This is a genomic window from Pedobacter puniceum, assembly GCF_009674685.1.
GTDB lineage: Bacteria > Bacteroidota > Bacteroidia > Sphingobacteriales > Sphingobacteriaceae > Pseudopedobacter > Pseudopedobacter puniceum.
Window position 1 is genome coordinate 1,504,768 of sequence record NZ_WKJI01000001.1, and the last position, 15,390, is coordinate 1,520,157.

The 15,390-nt window shown below is 34.2% G+C and carries 14 protein-coding genes and 1 tRNA gene; 1 reads left to right on the forward strand and 14 read right to left on the reverse strand.

Annotated features, from left to right (window positions below; genetic code table 11):
* Positions 1 to 42: 42 nt before the first annotated feature.
* From GJJ64_RS06535 to GJJ64_RS06545, 3 genes are read right to left on the reverse strand one after another with little or no spacing between them, the layout of a single operon-like run.
* A complete protein-coding gene (locus GJJ64_RS06535) occupies positions 43 to 1,608 on the reverse strand; it encodes a phosphodiester glycosidase family protein (RefSeq protein WP_195759238.1) in 1,566 nt (521 codons plus the stop codon).
* A 29-nt stretch (positions 1,609 to 1,637) separates the two neighbouring features.
* The gene (locus GJJ64_RS06540) at positions 1,638 to 2,342 is read right to left on the reverse strand and encodes a T9SS type A sorting domain-containing protein (RefSeq protein WP_195759239.1); all 705 of its coding nucleotides are present in this window, start codon (positions 2,340 to 2,342) and stop codon (positions 1,638 to 1,640) included.
* Between the two features lie 27 nt (positions 2,343 to 2,369).
* On the reverse strand, positions 2,370 to 4,031 hold the full coding sequence (locus GJJ64_RS06545; protein ID WP_154286872.1) for a T9SS type A sorting domain-containing protein: 1,662 nt from the start codon (positions 4,029 to 4,031) through the stop codon (positions 2,370 to 2,372).
* 326 nt (positions 4,032 to 4,357) lie between these two features.
* Here GJJ64_RS06545 and GJJ64_RS06550 point away from each other — a divergent pair, with 326 nt between their 5' ends.
* Positions 4,358 to 5,266 (forward strand): DUF4886 domain-containing protein, encoded by a 909-nt coding sequence (locus GJJ64_RS06550; protein ID WP_154286873.1) that lies wholly within the window; start codon positions 4,358 to 4,360, stop codon positions 5,264 to 5,266.
* Positions 5,267 to 5,342: 76 nt separating this feature from the next.
* Here GJJ64_RS06550 and GJJ64_RS06555 read toward each other — a convergent pair.
* The 11 genes from GJJ64_RS06555 to GJJ64_RS06605 all read right to left on the reverse strand — a co-directional run bounded on the left by GJJ64_RS06555 (position 5,343) and on the right by GJJ64_RS06605 (position 15,390).
* Positions 5,343 to 5,424 (reverse strand) — tRNA-Leu (locus tag GJJ64_RS06555).
* Between the two features lie 19 nt (positions 5,425 to 5,443).
* Complete coding sequence (gene hscB, locus GJJ64_RS06560; protein ID WP_154286874.1) at positions 5,444 to 5,977, reverse strand: Fe-S protein assembly co-chaperone HscB; 534 nt, start codon at positions 5,975 to 5,977, stop codon at positions 5,444 to 5,446.
* A 65-nt stretch (positions 5,978 to 6,042) separates the two neighbouring features.
* Positions 6,043 to 7,368: an RIP metalloprotease RseP gene (gene rseP / locus GJJ64_RS06565; protein ID WP_154286875.1), complete on the reverse strand. Its 1,326-nt coding sequence runs from the start codon at positions 7,366 to 7,368 to the stop codon at positions 6,043 to 6,045.
* Positions 7,369 to 7,391: 23 nt separating this feature from the next.
* Positions 7,392 to 8,534, reverse strand: a complete 1,143-nt coding sequence (locus GJJ64_RS06570; RefSeq protein WP_154286876.1) for a 1-deoxy-D-xylulose-5-phosphate reductoisomerase — start codon at positions 8,532 to 8,534, stop codon at positions 7,392 to 7,394.
* A 30-nt stretch (positions 8,535 to 8,564) separates the two neighbouring features.
* Positions 8,565 to 10,067 (reverse strand): GH3 auxin-responsive promoter family protein, encoded by a 1,503-nt coding sequence (locus GJJ64_RS06575; protein WP_154286877.1) that lies wholly within the window; start codon positions 10,065 to 10,067, stop codon positions 8,565 to 8,567.
* A gap of 8 nt (positions 10,068 to 10,075) precedes the next feature.
* Complete coding sequence (locus GJJ64_RS06580) at positions 10,076 to 10,825, reverse strand: hypothetical protein (RefSeq protein ID WP_154286878.1); 750 nt, start codon at positions 10,823 to 10,825, stop codon at positions 10,076 to 10,078.
* Between the two features lie 19 nt (positions 10,826 to 10,844).
* Positions 10,845 to 11,831 carry a glycosyltransferase gene (locus tag GJJ64_RS06585; protein WP_154286879.1) on the reverse strand — a complete coding sequence of 329 codons (987 nt, stop codon included), beginning with the start codon at positions 11,829 to 11,831 and terminating at the stop codon, positions 10,845 to 10,847.
* Between the two features lie 66 nt (positions 11,832 to 11,897).
* Positions 11,898 to 12,851 carry a glycosyltransferase family 2 protein gene (locus tag GJJ64_RS06590; RefSeq protein ID WP_154286880.1) on the reverse strand — a complete coding sequence of 318 codons (954 nt, stop codon included), beginning with the start codon at positions 12,849 to 12,851 and terminating at the stop codon, positions 11,898 to 11,900.
* Positions 12,852 to 12,917: 66 nt separating this feature from the next.
* Positions 12,918 to 13,448 (reverse strand): DUF4199 domain-containing protein, encoded by a 531-nt coding sequence (locus GJJ64_RS06595; protein ID WP_154286881.1) that lies wholly within the window; start codon positions 13,446 to 13,448, stop codon positions 12,918 to 12,920.
* A gap of 1 nt (position 13,449) precedes the next feature.
* The gene (locus tag GJJ64_RS06600; RefSeq protein ID WP_154286882.1) at positions 13,450 to 14,121 is read right to left on the reverse strand and encodes a hypothetical protein; all 672 of its coding nucleotides are present in this window, start codon (positions 14,119 to 14,121) and stop codon (positions 13,450 to 13,452) included.
* 12 nt (positions 14,122 to 14,133) lie between these two features.
* Positions 14,134 to 15,390, reverse strand: coding sequence for a dihydroorotase (locus GJJ64_RS06605; RefSeq protein ID WP_154286883.1), 1,257 nt, complete (start codon positions 15,388 to 15,390; stop codon positions 14,134 to 14,136).

The window sequence follows — 15,390 nt, forward strand, 5'->3', positions numbered from 1 at the left end:
TTTAAACTTGAGGCTGTGTAAAAATTCTACCTTATTAACCTATCAATCCGTTTTGCGCATTAAAAATAAAGCATTAGATACTGCTCTCTCTGAACCATCAGAAGGTAAATTTTTTCTTTGATAAGTTCCATTAGATGCTCTTACAATAAAAGTGCTGGATCCTCCACCGTCTAAATTAATAGCATCTGTTACCCCTAATGCTTTCATTACCTGTGCTAATTCTTGTAAGGTATACCCTATTGAATGACTTTGTCTTCCATCTACTACTAACATAATCACTCGTTTATTATTTATCAGACCAATGGAAGTCCTTGGGCTTACAGTATTATCTGTCACACCAGATACCACCACGCCATTCTGAACTAGAATATATTTACCTCCAAGCCCTTCTTGTATCTTTAGCTTTAACCGATCGTATTCAAGCTTTGGCCCAATAGCATAAGTCTTATTATCTAGTTGCGCAAAGAAATTATGGGTACTATTGATCGTCTCTTTTATCCTAATACCATCTTTAATAACTGGACCACTAGGTATACCTGTGGCAAGTTCATAATAATCGCCATTAATAGCTCCAATCACTTGCTTTTCAAAAGAATTGGCATTTTTATAAGGAATCATATTCATGACTCTTTGTGTTCCACTAGCAATCGCTGCGTCGTTTGGCGTCCCTACCTCAATGGATAGTTTTGGATCTATCAAATCAATCTCAAGAATATATAAAGCTATATTATTTTGAGCCGGATTAACATAACTTATATAAGCCTCTTTTACACCTGGATAATTATTTACGATAGATTCTGAAGTAATAGAAGCCACCAAATTGGTATTATCTTTTATTTTTTGCGCTAAAGATTCTGTATTAACACTAGGTTCAACATATACAGGAGGTGCTTTGTCTTTACTAATACCTGTTACAGTAGCAAAATCTGTAACACTCTTATTATCAGATTTTGCATATAAATAAGCTCCTTTTGCAGGAGTACTTAAAGTATGTAATTTAGGTGAAGTAATTCCGTTATAATGACTAGAACTGCTTAAATCGCCATAAGCAAAAGCGTGTACTGGATTGGCAGCATCCATACCCTCTCCAAAACCATCATCCCATCTTAATAAAACCACTTCTTTTAAATCACCAAGCATAAAAGTTCTATCAATATAGGATGAAGCATTAATATCAGAGGGGCTAGCAAGCGTTCTTAAATAATTGGTATTTCTGATGTTGATATCAATAGTAAAATCTGATGCATCTATATCTTCTACGTAATTAGGATCTGGCGAAGGATTTGCCGTGAAAGTTGCGCCTGGTTGTCTTAAGACAATTGTTGTACCAGAACGTAAGTCTTTCCATAAAGCAACATCTTTAAAACGAAATTTCCCTCCAGCATCTCCAGACAAGCCTGTTACAACTGCATTTGCATAATCCTTAATAATCCAGTTTCTCATGTCTACATGATCTTCAACTACTAATAATTCAATAGCATCATACCTGCCCCTAGTAGTAGTTCCCTCTCCCTCTGTCCCCTTAAAAACTCTATTGATGACTACACTTTGAGATTGTCCATTTAGAGATGATAATAAGCATAAAACTCCTATCAAAAGCTTCTTCATGTTCATAATAAATGTTTTCTAGCTTAGATTTATTTAATAATTTTTTGAGTAATGATTTGGCCTTCAAAAGCAAAAGATATAAGATACAATCCTTTATTTAGGATTAAATCATTGAATTGATAATGAATATCTTCTGCAATATTTACTTTTTTAAATGCTACTATTTGTCCATTTAAATTAAAGACAGTTATTTCTACAAAGCCTTCTTGTTTTGGGATATCAACAACTGTATTTAAGAAACCTCTATCAGAGAAATATGCAAACATCTTTTGATTCTTAAGATGGTAAGCAGTAGTAATGATATCAGACAAGGTCCTTGTTCCATCAGCATCAACCTGCTCTAACTTATAATAATTTTGACCGATTAGAGGAAACCGGTCAAAATATTGATAATGAGTAGTGGAGGAAGACTCTTTAACAGCCTTAATCTCAGCAATAGCCTTAAAAACTTTATCATCTCCTGCCCTTTTCAAAATAAAATGAGAGCTATTTTTTTCATTAGCCGTTTTCCATTCTACCTTAATGTAATTATCTGCAACTTTTAGTTCAAAACTCATCAACGAAACTGGCAGAACTACATTTCTTAATTGCTGAATATAAGCTGCATTATTTCCAGCATGCCCTTTTCCAAAATTTCTATCAGCCTCATTAGATATTACGGATGTTACCCCCACTTTATCCTGAGCATAAAGAACTGAAATCAGCATCGAGAACAACAAAGTGAATAATCTCATTTTAAACATTTAAGACTCTTGTAAAAATTAGCGTTTAATCACTTTAGTATGATGTAATAATTTCCCGTTTTTAGATACATTAAGAATATAAACTCCCGCCTCTAAATCTTTCAATACAACTTTATTACCCTCTACTAAACCTTTAGTAGAGATTTGTTTTCCTTGGACATCAAATAAAGTGATAGTGCTACCTATTGTATCCAATCCGTTTAAAATGATAAAATCTTCTGTTGGGTTTGGATAAACTGATATACCATCTGTAACAGAAAGTTGATTAGTGATAAATTTCACTTCAGAGTAACTGAATTTACCATCAAGATCTACTTGTTTTAATCTGTAATAAGTTGTACCAGGTTTAGCTAACTTATCAATAAAAGAATAGTTTAAAATGCTGTTACTGTTTGTTGCTTGTGAAGCTACAAAGCCAATCTTATTAAAAGAAACACCATCCTGACTGCTTTCAATTTCAAAACCTGCGTTATTAGATTCTGAGGCCGTAGACCAGTTTAGCTGACTTTGATTATTTAACAAAGATGCTGTAAATGAAGTTAAAGAAACCGGTAAAGTACCATCTGCAGCAAAGGTAATGGTATGTGATGCGAAGCCATTTTTACTTACTACTTGAAAAAACTGCATGGTTACAGTTCCATCAGCATTATTAGTTCTTTTAAAATCTACAGCTGCCATACCTGCTGTATTGGCCACACCAACACCACTCATGGCAACACCGGCCACAAAAGAAACATTAGCGCTACCCTCAGCCGTAACTCCGGTTACATCATAAATATGTAAAGACAAATCTTCTCCTGGATAAGTACTTGATGTTGTGGTTGTTGCTATGGCACCACCATTAACTGCCACAAATTTCTTTGCACCTATTTCAAAATATTTCAACCCTATAAAGTTTTTACTTATAGCGTTAGCAGTAGGACCAGTTGCTGTTAAAGCCGTATTTACTGGTGTACCCAAACGTGTACCATCTGCTGCATATTTTCTTTTTCCATAGTTAGAACCGCTAATCCAAAAATCAGATGTTAAACCAGTTGTAACAGCAGAAATAGCAGCTCCTCCAATACCCGCAGCATTTAAAGTGATATCTCTCTTTTTCACAAAAACACCATTTTCTTTCGCTAAGACTCTAATAGTCGTACTTAAAGAAGCACCACCCGTATATAGAACTACATTATCTCCTGTACCCGTTAATCCAAAAGAATCACCCATCCTTTCTGTTGTTGCAGTTATAGTATAGGAATAGACTTTAACAGGAGTGGCAGATTCATTACTCCAATAGTATATTTCAAACACAGAGGCAGTAGTAGTATTAACCGCTGCTGTGGTAGCATATATTTCCCCATCCGTGGTGACAGCTACTTTACTAAAAGTATATTCAGTAGTTGTGGTAGTTCCTACAATAGATGATCTTTTTATACCTGTACTAATTAAAGAATCGGGGCCTGTAGTAGGCGCAACACCAGTAGCTGGATCTATAATCGAAATTTTTAGTCCCCTTTGTGCTAAATAAAGCTTTTGGGTTACTGGATTATAAGCGATACCTGAGGCAAAACCTATAGTAGATCCATTACCACTGTAACTATCTGCTCTATTTTGCCAATTTGTAATGAAATTTTGTGCTTTACTAGAAACGGCTAAAAACAATAGTGTAGAAAAAAGTAAAAGTTTAATGTTCATAATCTTAGTTTAATGGTTAGTGATGATTTATTTATGATTTATGTCTATTCTCTGTTCAATATTTCTCTTGAGCAACGACAGCTTATTTATTAATTCATAATATTTCAAAACATATTTTATTAAGTACTAGGCCTAAATGGTCAAGAGAATTCTTGTATATGTATTAAAAACAGTTACCTAGAACAGAAGGGTGAGTGGAAATTGAAATTTTCTAAGATGTTTTAGAAAACAGTTACTTATCTATCTAGTTAATAATATATTTAAATATACATTATTAACTTTTTAATATTTTAATTAACTTTCGAAAAACAAAAATCACCTTTATCATGAAACTTTATACCAAAACCAAACTGAAGATTATCTTATTTATTTGTTTATTCTTTTGCTTTTCTATTGGGAGTTCAGCTTCATTAATAAAAAAAGATTATATATCAAAGAAAGATAGCATTGTAAGGATTTTGGCTATCGGAAATAGCTTTTCTGAGGATGCTATGGAACATTTCCTGTTTGATTTAGCTAAAGCTGATGGTAAAAAAGTTATTATAGCTAATCTATTTATTGGTGCCTCAGATTTAGATTTGCATTGGAAAAATGCTTCTGGCGATATTGGTAAATACAATTACCGAAAAATTGAAGTAGACGGACAAAAAACTAAAACACCTGGTGTCTCTATTTCTACAGCTTTGGCTGATGAAAAATGGGATTATATAAGTTTCCAACAAGTAAGTACAAAATCTGGTTTATATGATACTTATGTAAGCCCCTTAACTAACTTATTAGCTTATGTAAAAAGCAAAAGCCATCCGAAAACGAAATATATCCTCCATCAAACTTGGGCTTACAGAAAATCTTCTCCAGTAAAAAGATTTGAAAAATATGACAATAATCAAGAAGGTATGTATAAAGCTATAGTAGAAACTACTCGCAAAATAAAGAGAGACTATCATTTTGATTTACTTATTCCTTCTGGTACTGCTATACAAAATGCAAGAACATCTTTTATAGGAGACAACCTAAACCGAGATGACCTTCACCTAAGTCTTTTTTTAGGAAGATATATAGCTTCTTGTGCTTGGTACGAGATGATTTTCAAAACAAAAGTTATTTGTAATAAATTTTTCCCAGAAAATATAACAGCCTACCAAGCAGAAATGGCACAATACGCTGCGCATTATGCATGTATAGAGCCTTACAAAGTTACAAAACTTAAAAAATTTAAAACTGATAAACCATAAGTCTTTAAATAGTTAAAAACAAAAAAGGGCTGCTTTATAAAGCAACCCTTTTTTATTCAGGTAAAACCCGGTTTTGTACCCAGAGCCGGGGTCGAACCGGCACATCCGAAGATATTGGTGTTTGAGACCAACGCGTCTACCAATTCCGCCATCTGGGCATTTTGGCAATCCCTATCTTTAAGACGGGGTTGCAAATCTATTAATTGATTCCCGTATTCGCAACAAATATTTTTTACGGTAATAGATGTCTTTGATTTGCAGCAATAAAGCTTTTCTTTCTTCTTCCTTTTGCTCATCAAACTGATGAGTAAGTGAGGCTAATTCTGTATCTAAACTCTCTTCTATTTCTGCTACTTGTGCCTTTAATTGTTCTACTTTGGCTAAATCTTCATCAAATTCTAACTCCATCAAAGCCTCGTTTACATCCATCATTTCCATCAAGAAATCTTGTGGCAAAGCATATTTCTCTCCTTCTTCTAAAGCACCAAATAATTCTAAAACGTAGTTTAAACGCTTCTGCTCATGAGATAATACTTGATAAGCTTTATTATTTAAGGTAGATAAATCAAGAATTTCCTGCTGTTTCTCCTCCGACTCATTTACATAAAAATCAGGATGAAATTGTTTACTTAAAGTATAAAACTTCCTCTTTACTACCTCTGCATCAGGGTGAAAAGAAACTGGTATTTCATAAAACTCAAAGTAATTCATTTTTTAAGTAAAAAGTTGAAAGTAAAAAGTTAAAACTGCTTTGTATAATGCTTTGCGCTTTTAGCTTATTTGGTGAATGCTTTAAAAATATCGTTACCTAAAACAAAAACCATTAAGGTAGCTAATAAAACAAAACCTACAATTTGTGCTCTTTCCATAAACTTGTCGCTTAATGGTTTGCCTTTAATCATTTCTATCAATAAGAAAACGGCATGCCCACCATCTAAAGCTGGTATAGGTAATAAATTCATTAAAGCCAATGCCATAGAAAGTAAACCTGTAATACTCCAAAATTTAACCCAATCCCAAGTACCGCCATATAGTTTACGGGCAATTTCAACGGGACCAGAAAAAGCTTTATTGGCTTTAACCTCACCTTTAACTACCTTACCTAAACCTTTTGCGTTATCAGTTAAACTTCCCCAAGCTTTAGCTGCACCAACAGGAAGTGCTTCAAAGAAACCATATTTCTGCGTTTCTAACTTTAAATCTTCAATTTTAGGTGCAAAACCTATTGTACCTTCAGCAGTAACTAAAACTGGCAAAGAAAGCGTATCGGTTCCTCGTCTTATTGCGGCGGTTACTGTTTTACCTTTATTATCTTTTAAAACAGTTTGCAATTCATCAAAAAACACTGTCGATTTACCATTAATAGCATATATTAAATCGCCTTTTTTAACCCCTGCTTTAGCGGCATTGCTACCATCAACAACAGAGTCTACGGCAAATTTCAGTCTTGGTGCAACAAATTCATCTACACCATAATCTGCAACAGTATTTAAAATATTAGCAGGTACTAAAACATCTGTTTCTTTACCATTTCTGATAACAGTGATGGTAGAATTCCCCATCAAAACCTCAGAGCTGCTTAACTCGCTAAATTTTATAATTTCTTTTCCATTGATGGCAACAACCTTATCACCAGTTTGTAAGCCTATTTCTTTACCAATAATACCTGGTGCTATCCCATTTCTAATTTCCTTATTAGGGATATAAGTTTCACCATAAGTAAAGGTTAGCATCCAAAAAATAAGAATACCTAAAATAACATTCACCGTAACCCCACCAAGCATCACAATTAAGCGCTGCCATGCTGGTTTTGCTCTAAACTCCCAAGGTTGTACAGGTGCTGCCATAGCCTCGGTATCCATAGATTCATCTATCATACCCGCTATTTTCACATATCCGCCTAAAGGCAACCAACCTATACCGTATTCTACATCTTTATATTTAACGCTAAATAATTTTACGCCCCAAGCATCAAAAAACAAATAAAATTTCTCTACTTTAATTCCAAATGCTCTTGCAGCCCAAAAATGCCCCAACTCGTGTAAAACTATTAAAATTGATAATCCCAGCAACAGCTGGCCAATCATAACTAAAACATCCATCTAATTTTCTTTTCTATTTTTATTTATATCAATTCTTCTGCAAATATTCTTGTTTGTTTATCTGTCTCAAAGTAATCGTCTAATATAGGGTTTTCTACAAAGCTTACCCTATCCATACAACGTTCTATGATATCACTCATTTGTAAAAATCCGATACGTTCTTTCAAAAATGCCGCAACCACTACTTCATTAGCAGCATTGATGATGCAAGACATATTACCACCTTTTCTTAAAGCATCATAAGCTAAAGCTAAATTTCTAAAAGTTTGGGTATCAGCTTGCTCAAAACTAAGTTGAGGATAATCTAGAAAGTTAAATCGAGGAAAATCACTTATAATCCTATCGGGATGTGTGAAAGCATACTGAATAGGTAATTTCATATCGGGCAAACCCATTTGTGCTTTCATCGAGCCATCCTCAAATTGAACGATAGAGTGAATGATAGATTGTGGATGCACAATAACATCTATTTGCTCTACAGCTAAATTAAATAGCCATTTTGCTTCTATTACTTCTAAACCTTTGTTCATTAAAGAAGCAGAATCTATCGTGATTTTTGCTCCCATAACCCAATTAGGATGCTTTAAGGCTTCTTTAAAACTTACATGAGCTAAATCTGCTTTACTTTTACCTCTAAAAGGACCGCCAGATGCGGTAAGATAAATCTTTTCTATTGGCGATTGCTCTCCCACTAAACATTGGAAAATAGCCGAGTGTTCTGAGTCTACAGGTAAAATTTTAACATCATTTTCTTTTGCCAAAGCGGTTACTAAATCGCCAGCAACTACCATGGTTTCTTTATTAGCTAAAGCAATATCCTTTTTAGCTTTGATAGCCGCAATAGTAGGTTTTAAACCTGCAAAGCCAACTAAAGCCGTTAAAACAATATTTAATTGAGGTAAAACTACGGCCTCGCATAAAGCATCATGACCAGCCTTTACTTCGATATTTGTATGTGCTAGTGCTTTTTTTACTTCTGGATATTTACTTTCATCTGCAATAACAACCAACTGAGGCTGAAATAGCAAAGCCTGTTCTATCAATAAAGAAGCATTAGACTGAGCGGTTAACACTTCTGCTTTAAATAAGGTTGGATTTGCCTTGATAACGTCTAAAGCTTGCGTACCAATACTGCCTGTAGAGCCTAAAATGGCTATATGCTTCATATTTTTTGAAAACGTATTTGTCAATTTATTTTATGATAATTGGTAAGGAACAAGTTTATCTGCCAAAGCTCTATCGTTTGCTAAACGAGGGACTTTATTTTGCCCACCTAGCTTACCTTCTGCTCTCATCAAGTTCACGAAAGCCTTTACTTGTAAAGGTCTGATAATTAAAGGCTGTAACACCTTACCTTGGATTAAATCCTTATAATAAATATTTTTCAACTGTAATTGTTCGTCTACTTTGGCACTAAAAACAGCCAAATCTGCAGGTTGTTTTACGAATTCTACAAACCATTCGTGATATGGTAGCTCTCCAATGGGCGGATTCACCTGTGGTGCAACTGTAAACTCGGTAATTTCTAAACCTTCTTCTTTAGCTACATGAAGCAAAGCATGTTCTACCTCCTCGCCTATCACATGCTCGCCAAAAGCAGAAATATAATGCTTTATTCTGCCTGTTACCAATATTTTATAAGGATTTTTAGAAATAAACTTCACCGTATCGCCAATGGCATATCCCCACAAACCAGCATTGGTGCTCATGATTAAAGCATAATTTTTGTTGAGCTCTACCTCGGCTAAGCTTAAGCGAGTTGGATTTTCATTAAAATATTCATCCGTAGGGATAAATTCATAAAATATACCAGCATCAGCTAAAAGCAACAAACCTTTATCTTGCTGAGAATCTTGAAAAGCAATAAAACCTTCTGAAGCCGGGTAAGTTTCTATGGTAGAAATTTTCTTTCCTATACTTTCTTCTATTCTTGCTCGGTAAGGCTCAAAATTAACCCCTCCGTAAACAAATAAGCTAAAATTTTTGAAGATATCTTTTATCTTTTTACCATTGGCTTTCGCCGATAAACGATCGAAATACATTTGGCACCAAGGCGGTATACCCGATATCAATCGCATATCTTCATGGAAAGTTTCTTCTACTATAGCATCTACTTTTTCTTCCCAATCTGCAATACAATTTACCTGATAACTTGGTAACCTATTTTTTTGCAAGTACTGCGGAACATGATGTGCGACAATGCCAGAAAGCCTTCCGAAAGAAATTCCGGCTTTTTTATCCATCTCTGGGCTACCTTGTAAAAAAATCATTTTACCATCTACAAAACTAGCATCACCAGTTTCATGGATATAACATAATAAAGCATTTCTGGCTGCTTTAATATGCTCTGGCATAGATTCTTTAGAAAGCGGAATGTATTTAACACCCGAAGTAGTTCCGGATGTTTTAGCAAAATAAAGAGGTTTTCCTTTCCATAATATATCAGACTCGCCTTTTACAACACGCTCTATATAAGGCTTTAAATCTTCATAATCCCTAACAGGAACATGCTTTTTAAAATCCTGATAGTTTTTAATATCCTGAAAGTTATGGTCTTTACCAAATAAGGTATGTTTTGCTGTATTAATTAGGTTTGCTAATACTTGCTCTTGAGCCGCAATTGCATTAAATTTCCATTTATTTATGCCCCGCACTGCCCAAGCTGCAAATGGCTTACTTAACGCTGCTTTTAATCCCATAGTATTGTTTATTCGGCTGATGGTAATTGGCCATCATGCTCTTGTACATAAGAGTTTACCAATTTACGATATGTTACAACCAATATCACATTTGTAAACGGATAAGTTACAATAATACCTACTCCTAATGCCAAAAAGCCTAGTACTATAAAACCAACTACGATGAGTAAAACGGTAACAATCCTCAATAAATTATCTTGAGTAAGTGCTCTACTCTGTCTTAAAGATTCTATTGAACCGGAATCGTCATCAACAATAAAACATGGAAAAAACATAAACCTCATGGTAACCATCATCAATAAAATAAAAGCAACAACAGCTAAAAGCTCTAGAGCTATTGGGGTTTCTTTTATTTGATTTATGAAATTGCTAAAAGAACTTATGGTTAGTAACTTTAGATAAATAAGATTAAAGGTGGCTACAATAAAGCCCAAGAAAAGAGTTAAAGTAATGAAGCTAGAAATATTTTTCCATGTGGGGATAACTGATTTCACCTCAATATCTTCATGCTCTTTATCAATAAGATGGAAAGTAAGTTTATAAAAACCTAAAGTTGCCATACTATTGAGAATTAATACCAAGAAAAGGATAATGAAACTAAGAAAGCCTCCATCACCAATTAAAAACATGGAGGTAAATTGCATTAAAGCCAGTACGATAAAAGCAGTTACAGAATAGCCAATAATCACTAAAAAGTTTTTCTTGGTGATTTCCCATGAGGTTTCTAAAACTTCTATTACTGAAAAAGATTTCTCCATTTAAGATTTAAGGTATAAACTAATATTGATTGTTAATGTCTTGCTTTAATAATACACGTTTGCAATAATCTTGCACAAAACCAAAGCCATAAGCTGTTAGCTGTATGAAAGACGCAATAATGCTCAAAAATGCAACATTTAATGACTTATTTTTAAACAATGAGTCAAAAAATATCAACATTATGTAAAGCAGGAGCAATAAGTTGCCTAAAGCGGCCAAACTTATAGAAAAAAGATTAAGTATGAAGACTAAAATTAAGAAAGCTGTAAAGGCTACAGGTAGTAAATGAACCGCTTTTAGGGTATCCGGATAACGGAGAAATAAATCCACCCGAGTGCGCCCAAATGAGTGAATTTGTTTCCAAAATTGTTTAAAACTAGTTCTTCTTTTATGGTAAACTTTTGCTTCTGGCACCAAAGCTATTTTAAAGCCCATTTGATGTATACGGATAGATAAATCCATATCTTCTCCCATACGAGTTAACTTAAAACCTCCAGTTTTTTCCCAAACTTCTCTAGAAATACCCATGTTAAAGCTTCTAGGATGAAACTTACCTCCTGCATTTTTTTGCTTGCTTCTAATACCTCCGGTAGTTAAAAAGGAAGTCATACCATAACTGATGGCTTTTTGTACTGCTGTAAAAGAAGAATGCGCTTCATCCGGACCACCGTAAGCGTCTAAATATTCTTGATAAAAATGATCTCTTAAAAGTTCTAAATAGTTATGGGGGATGATACAATCTGAATCAAAAAAGATAAAATAATCTCCTTTCGCTCGCTCAAAACCATAATTACGAGCAAAGCCTTGTCCGGCATTTTCTTTATAAAAATAATGGATATCTAACTGATTTTTAAACCCTTCTACAATAGCTTTAGCATCATGTTTAGAGCCATCTTCTACTACTAAAACCTCAAAAGAAGTATAAGTTTGCTGCGTTAAACTTTCTAGCAGCTCTTTTATCTCTTGCGGCCTGTTGTATAAAGGAATAATGATGGAGAAAAACATTTAAGATGAAAAGGGTTAATGAGTTAATCCAGAATTTTTGATAATATCATGAAAATGAACCAAAAACTATATTTCTTTTTCTATTTGATACTGATTTCTGTTGACAGAACTTCTTGAAACTAGCTCGGCAACAAACCCTGTTAAAAATAACTGTGCCCCTAATACTACTGCAACTAAAGCGATATAAAATAAAGGTTGCTCTGTTACTTCTCTTTGATAAGGAGTGTGCATAGCAATATGGTAAAGTTTTTCGCCAATAATCCATAAAGCCATAATACTACCGAAAAAGAAGCTTAAAACCCCCATCGTACCAAAAAAGTGCATGGGTCTTTTACCAAATTTACCTACAAAGAAGATAGAAAGTAAATCTAGAAAACCATTGATAAATCTGCTAAAACCAAATTTAGTTGTACCGTATTTTCTGGCTCTGTGTTCTACAACTTGTTCTTCTATTTTATTAAAACCAGCCCATTTTGCAATTACAGGTATGTAACGGTGCATTTCGCCATAAACCTCAATATTTTTTACTACTTCTTTGCGGTAAGCTTTTAATCCGCAATTAAAATCATGTAGGTTATAAATACCAGACATACTTCTGGTAGCAGCATTAAATAATTTTGTTGGGATGGTTTTACTTAGCGGGTCGTAACGTTTTTTCTTCCAGCCAGAAATTAAATCTAACTTTTCTTCTTTTATACGACGGTAAAGCGCTGGAATTTCGTCTGGCGAATCTTGTAAATCAGCATCCATGGTGATAACAACATCACCCTTTACACTGTTAAAACCAACGTTTAAAGCCGCAGATTTGCCGTAATTTCTTCTAAATTTAATAGCTTTTATTTGCTCATGCTCTTGTTGTAACTCCTCTATCTTTTCCCAAGAACCATCATTACTACCATCATCAATTAAGATAATTTCATAACTGAATGCGTTTTTATCCATCACCTGCCTTATCCATTGGGTAAGTTCTGGTAATGATTCTACTTCATTATATAAGGGTATTACAACTGAAATATCCATTTCTTAACATGAGCTTTGTATGGCAGCCAACCTATTTTATTGATGATTTATATTGATAACGAATATTTATGCTTCGCTTTCCTCAAACATTGGCGCTTCTTTTTTAAAGATAGCTGCAAATACTAAACTTAAAGCTGCCCCTGTTAAAGTGTACATAATGGCTGTGGTAACAGCAGCTAAATATGGTCCCCAACTTCTGGCAATACTCATAGCAGCATCTATTTGTTTAGATGATTGTCCTTGGTCTAGCATTTGATTTTCTGCTTCAACCAAGCCAAGCTCTAAAACATCAGGATTTAACCATTTCAAATAAATCAGCATAAATAAACCCATCATTAAAGAAAGTAATGAACTAAATCTAAAGCCTGTATTAAATGCTCTACCAAAAGTGATATAACCATCTAATTCTTTTTCTTTATGATTTTTGATGGCTAAAGCCAAGCAAGCTATAAAAGGAATGTAAGTTATATAGTTTAATGCCGATTTTTGATCAACCTCTGCAAAGTAAAACACATAGGTTAAAATAACAATCATCACAAAAGCCAATAAAGCCCAGTAGCTTGCTGTTTTTGTTGGTCTAACTTCTAATTCTTTCATGTTATGCTTGGTTATAGTTTACTATTAAATCTAAAACAGCGGCATCAAAAGCCGGATCTTCACTCAAAGTTTTAAACTCTTTCATATATTGAGCGTCTGGATTGATATTATAGAAAAATGCCATCAACGGGAAAAACAATTCTCTAATTTCTGAATCTGGAGAAAGTTTTTTAGATATTCTGGCTATTTCTACTAAAGAACTTTCCATTAATACTTGGTTGGCAATAACATCTTCATAAATACGATGCTCGTCTTGAAACTCATCCTCATCAACCAACAAAAACTCTTTTAGATAGTCGTCTAAAGATGGGTCAATATCTTCATCATCACACTCTTTTAAGTATAATAAAAGATTTAAAAGCTCTGTACCTCTATCAATGGTTTCTTCTTCAATTTTTTCCCATTCTGGAGATTCTAAATAATCTTCATCTAGCTTTTTAGCGTCTTCGGCAAAAAAGTTAATCAACAACAAATCAAAAGTTAGTTCTCTTACCGGATCTAAAGCTGCTGAAGTATCAAAAACTTCGTCCATAGCAGACACTTTATCCATAAAATGTTGGTCTGAACCAAATATGGCTGTTAACTTATTAAGTTCTTGTTGAGCCGATACACCTTCTAATGCAGAAAATGTATTAAAAAGGCTTTCTAATGCTGCTTTTACTTTCTTATCCATAAGCTTTTGATTTTATTTAGCTTCGTAAAGCTGATGATTATTAATGGTTAACCAAACTTTTCCTTTTAATTTTTCTCCTATAAAAGGCGAGTTTTTGGATTTTGAATAATTATTTTCGGTTGTATAATCCCACTCGCTTTCATCAAACAGAGTTAAATTAGCCTGTGCCCCTTCTTTAATTTCTGGCTGCGGTAAGCCTAAAATATCTCTTGGACCAATCACTAATTTTTCTACAATTTCTTGCGCATTTAAACCCGCTTTAAATAGTAATGGCAAAGCTGTTTGTAAGCCTGTGATTCCATAAGCAGCTGTTTCAAACTCTACTTCTTTAAACTCTATCTCGTGTGGCGTATGCTGAGAAACAATAGCATCAATAGTGCCGTCTTTTATACCTGCTAGTAAAGCCTCAACATCAGCATTAGTTCTTAAAGGAGGTTTAACTTTGTAATGCGTATCAAAATCATGTAAAGCTTGTTCCGTTAAAACTAAATGATGCGCCGTAACATCGCAAGTAACCTGTAAACCTTTGGCTTTAGCAGCCTTGATAAGCGCCACACTATGTGCTGTAGAAATACTGGTGAAATGTATTTTAGATTGGGTATATTCTGCTAAATATAAATCCCTTACAATCATTAATTCTTCGGCTATGTTAGGAATACCTTTCATTCCTAAATAAGTACTCATTTCGCCTTCATTCATTTTAGCTTTTCCGGCTATAGAGCTATCTTCAGGATAAGAAATCACCAAAGCATCAAAACCTTTTGCATATAACAAGGCTCTTTCCATTAAACCAGCGTCTTGTACGGGTGCTGTACCATCCGTAAAAGCTACAGCGCCAGATTGGGTCATATCATACATTTCTGCAAGGTCTTTACCTTCTTTCTTTTGCGAAATGGTGCCATAAGGATAAATATCAACTAATAATCCTTTAGCTCTGTTTTTTAAATACTCTACCTGTGCTTTTGCATCAACAGGTGGCTGCGTATTAGGCATAACACCAACCCCTGTAAAACCACCGGCAGCAGCAGCAGCACTACCACTTATAAATTCTTCCTTATTTTCTAACCCTAACTCACCTAAATTGGCATTCAAATCAAAAAAACCTACTGATAAGTATTTACCTTTTGCATCAATAGTTTTTGTTTCTGATGGCTTAATATCAGCAGCTATTTTACTAATGATACCATTTTCTATAAGCACATCAACTACTTTTAAATGATGCGAAGAGGCAGGACTTACAAGCGTACAGGATTTTATAAGGATATTCAT

Excerpts from the sequence above, each read along its gene's own strand:
- GJJ64_RS06535 (WP_195759238.1), bottom strand. The coding sequence starts at position 1,608 with ATGAAGAAGCTTTTGATAGGAGTTTTATGCTTATTATCATCTCTAAAT.
- GJJ64_RS06540 (WP_195759239.1), bottom strand. The coding sequence starts at position 2,342 with ATGAGATTATTCACTTTGTTGTTCTCGATGCTGATTTCAGTTCTTTAT.
- GJJ64_RS06545 (WP_154286872.1), bottom strand. The coding sequence starts at position 4,031 with ATGAACATTAAACTTTTACTTTTTTCTACACTATTGTTTTTAGCCGTT.
- GJJ64_RS06550 (WP_154286873.1), top strand. The coding sequence starts at position 4,358 with ATGAAACTTTATACCAAAACCAAACTGAAGATTATCTTATTTATTTGT.
- hscB (WP_154286874.1), bottom strand. The coding sequence starts at position 5,977 with ATGAATTACTTTGAGTTTTATGAAATACCAGTTTCTTTTCACCCTGAT.
- rseP (WP_154286875.1), bottom strand. The coding sequence starts at position 7,368 with ATGGATGTTTTAGTTATGATTGGCCAGCTGTTGCTGGGATTATCAATT.
- GJJ64_RS06570 (WP_154286876.1), bottom strand. The coding sequence starts at position 8,534 with ATGAAGCATATAGCCATTTTAGGCTCTACAGGCAGTATTGGTACGCAA.
- GJJ64_RS06575 (WP_154286877.1), bottom strand. The coding sequence starts at position 10,067 with ATGGGATTAAAAGCAGCGTTAAGTAAGCCATTTGCAGCTTGGGCAGTG.
- GJJ64_RS06580 (WP_154286878.1), bottom strand. The coding sequence starts at position 10,825 with ATGGAGAAATCTTTTTCAGTAATAGAAGTTTTAGAAACCTCATGGGAA.
- GJJ64_RS06585 (WP_154286879.1), bottom strand. The coding sequence starts at position 11,831 with ATGTTTTTCTCCATCATTATTCCTTTATACAACAGGCCGCAAGAGATA.
- GJJ64_RS06590 (WP_154286880.1), bottom strand. The coding sequence starts at position 12,851 with ATGGATATTTCAGTTGTAATACCCTTATATAATGAAGTAGAATCATTA.
- GJJ64_RS06595 (WP_154286881.1), bottom strand. The coding sequence starts at position 13,448 with ATGAAAGAATTAGAAGTTAGACCAACAAAAACAGCAAGCTACTGGGCT.
- GJJ64_RS06600 (WP_154286882.1), bottom strand. The coding sequence starts at position 14,121 with ATGGATAAGAAAGTAAAAGCAGCATTAGAAAGCCTTTTTAATACATTT.
- GJJ64_RS06605 (WP_154286883.1), bottom strand. The coding sequence starts at position 15,390 with ATGAATATCCTTATAAAATCCTGTACGCTTGTAAGTCCTGCCTCTTCG.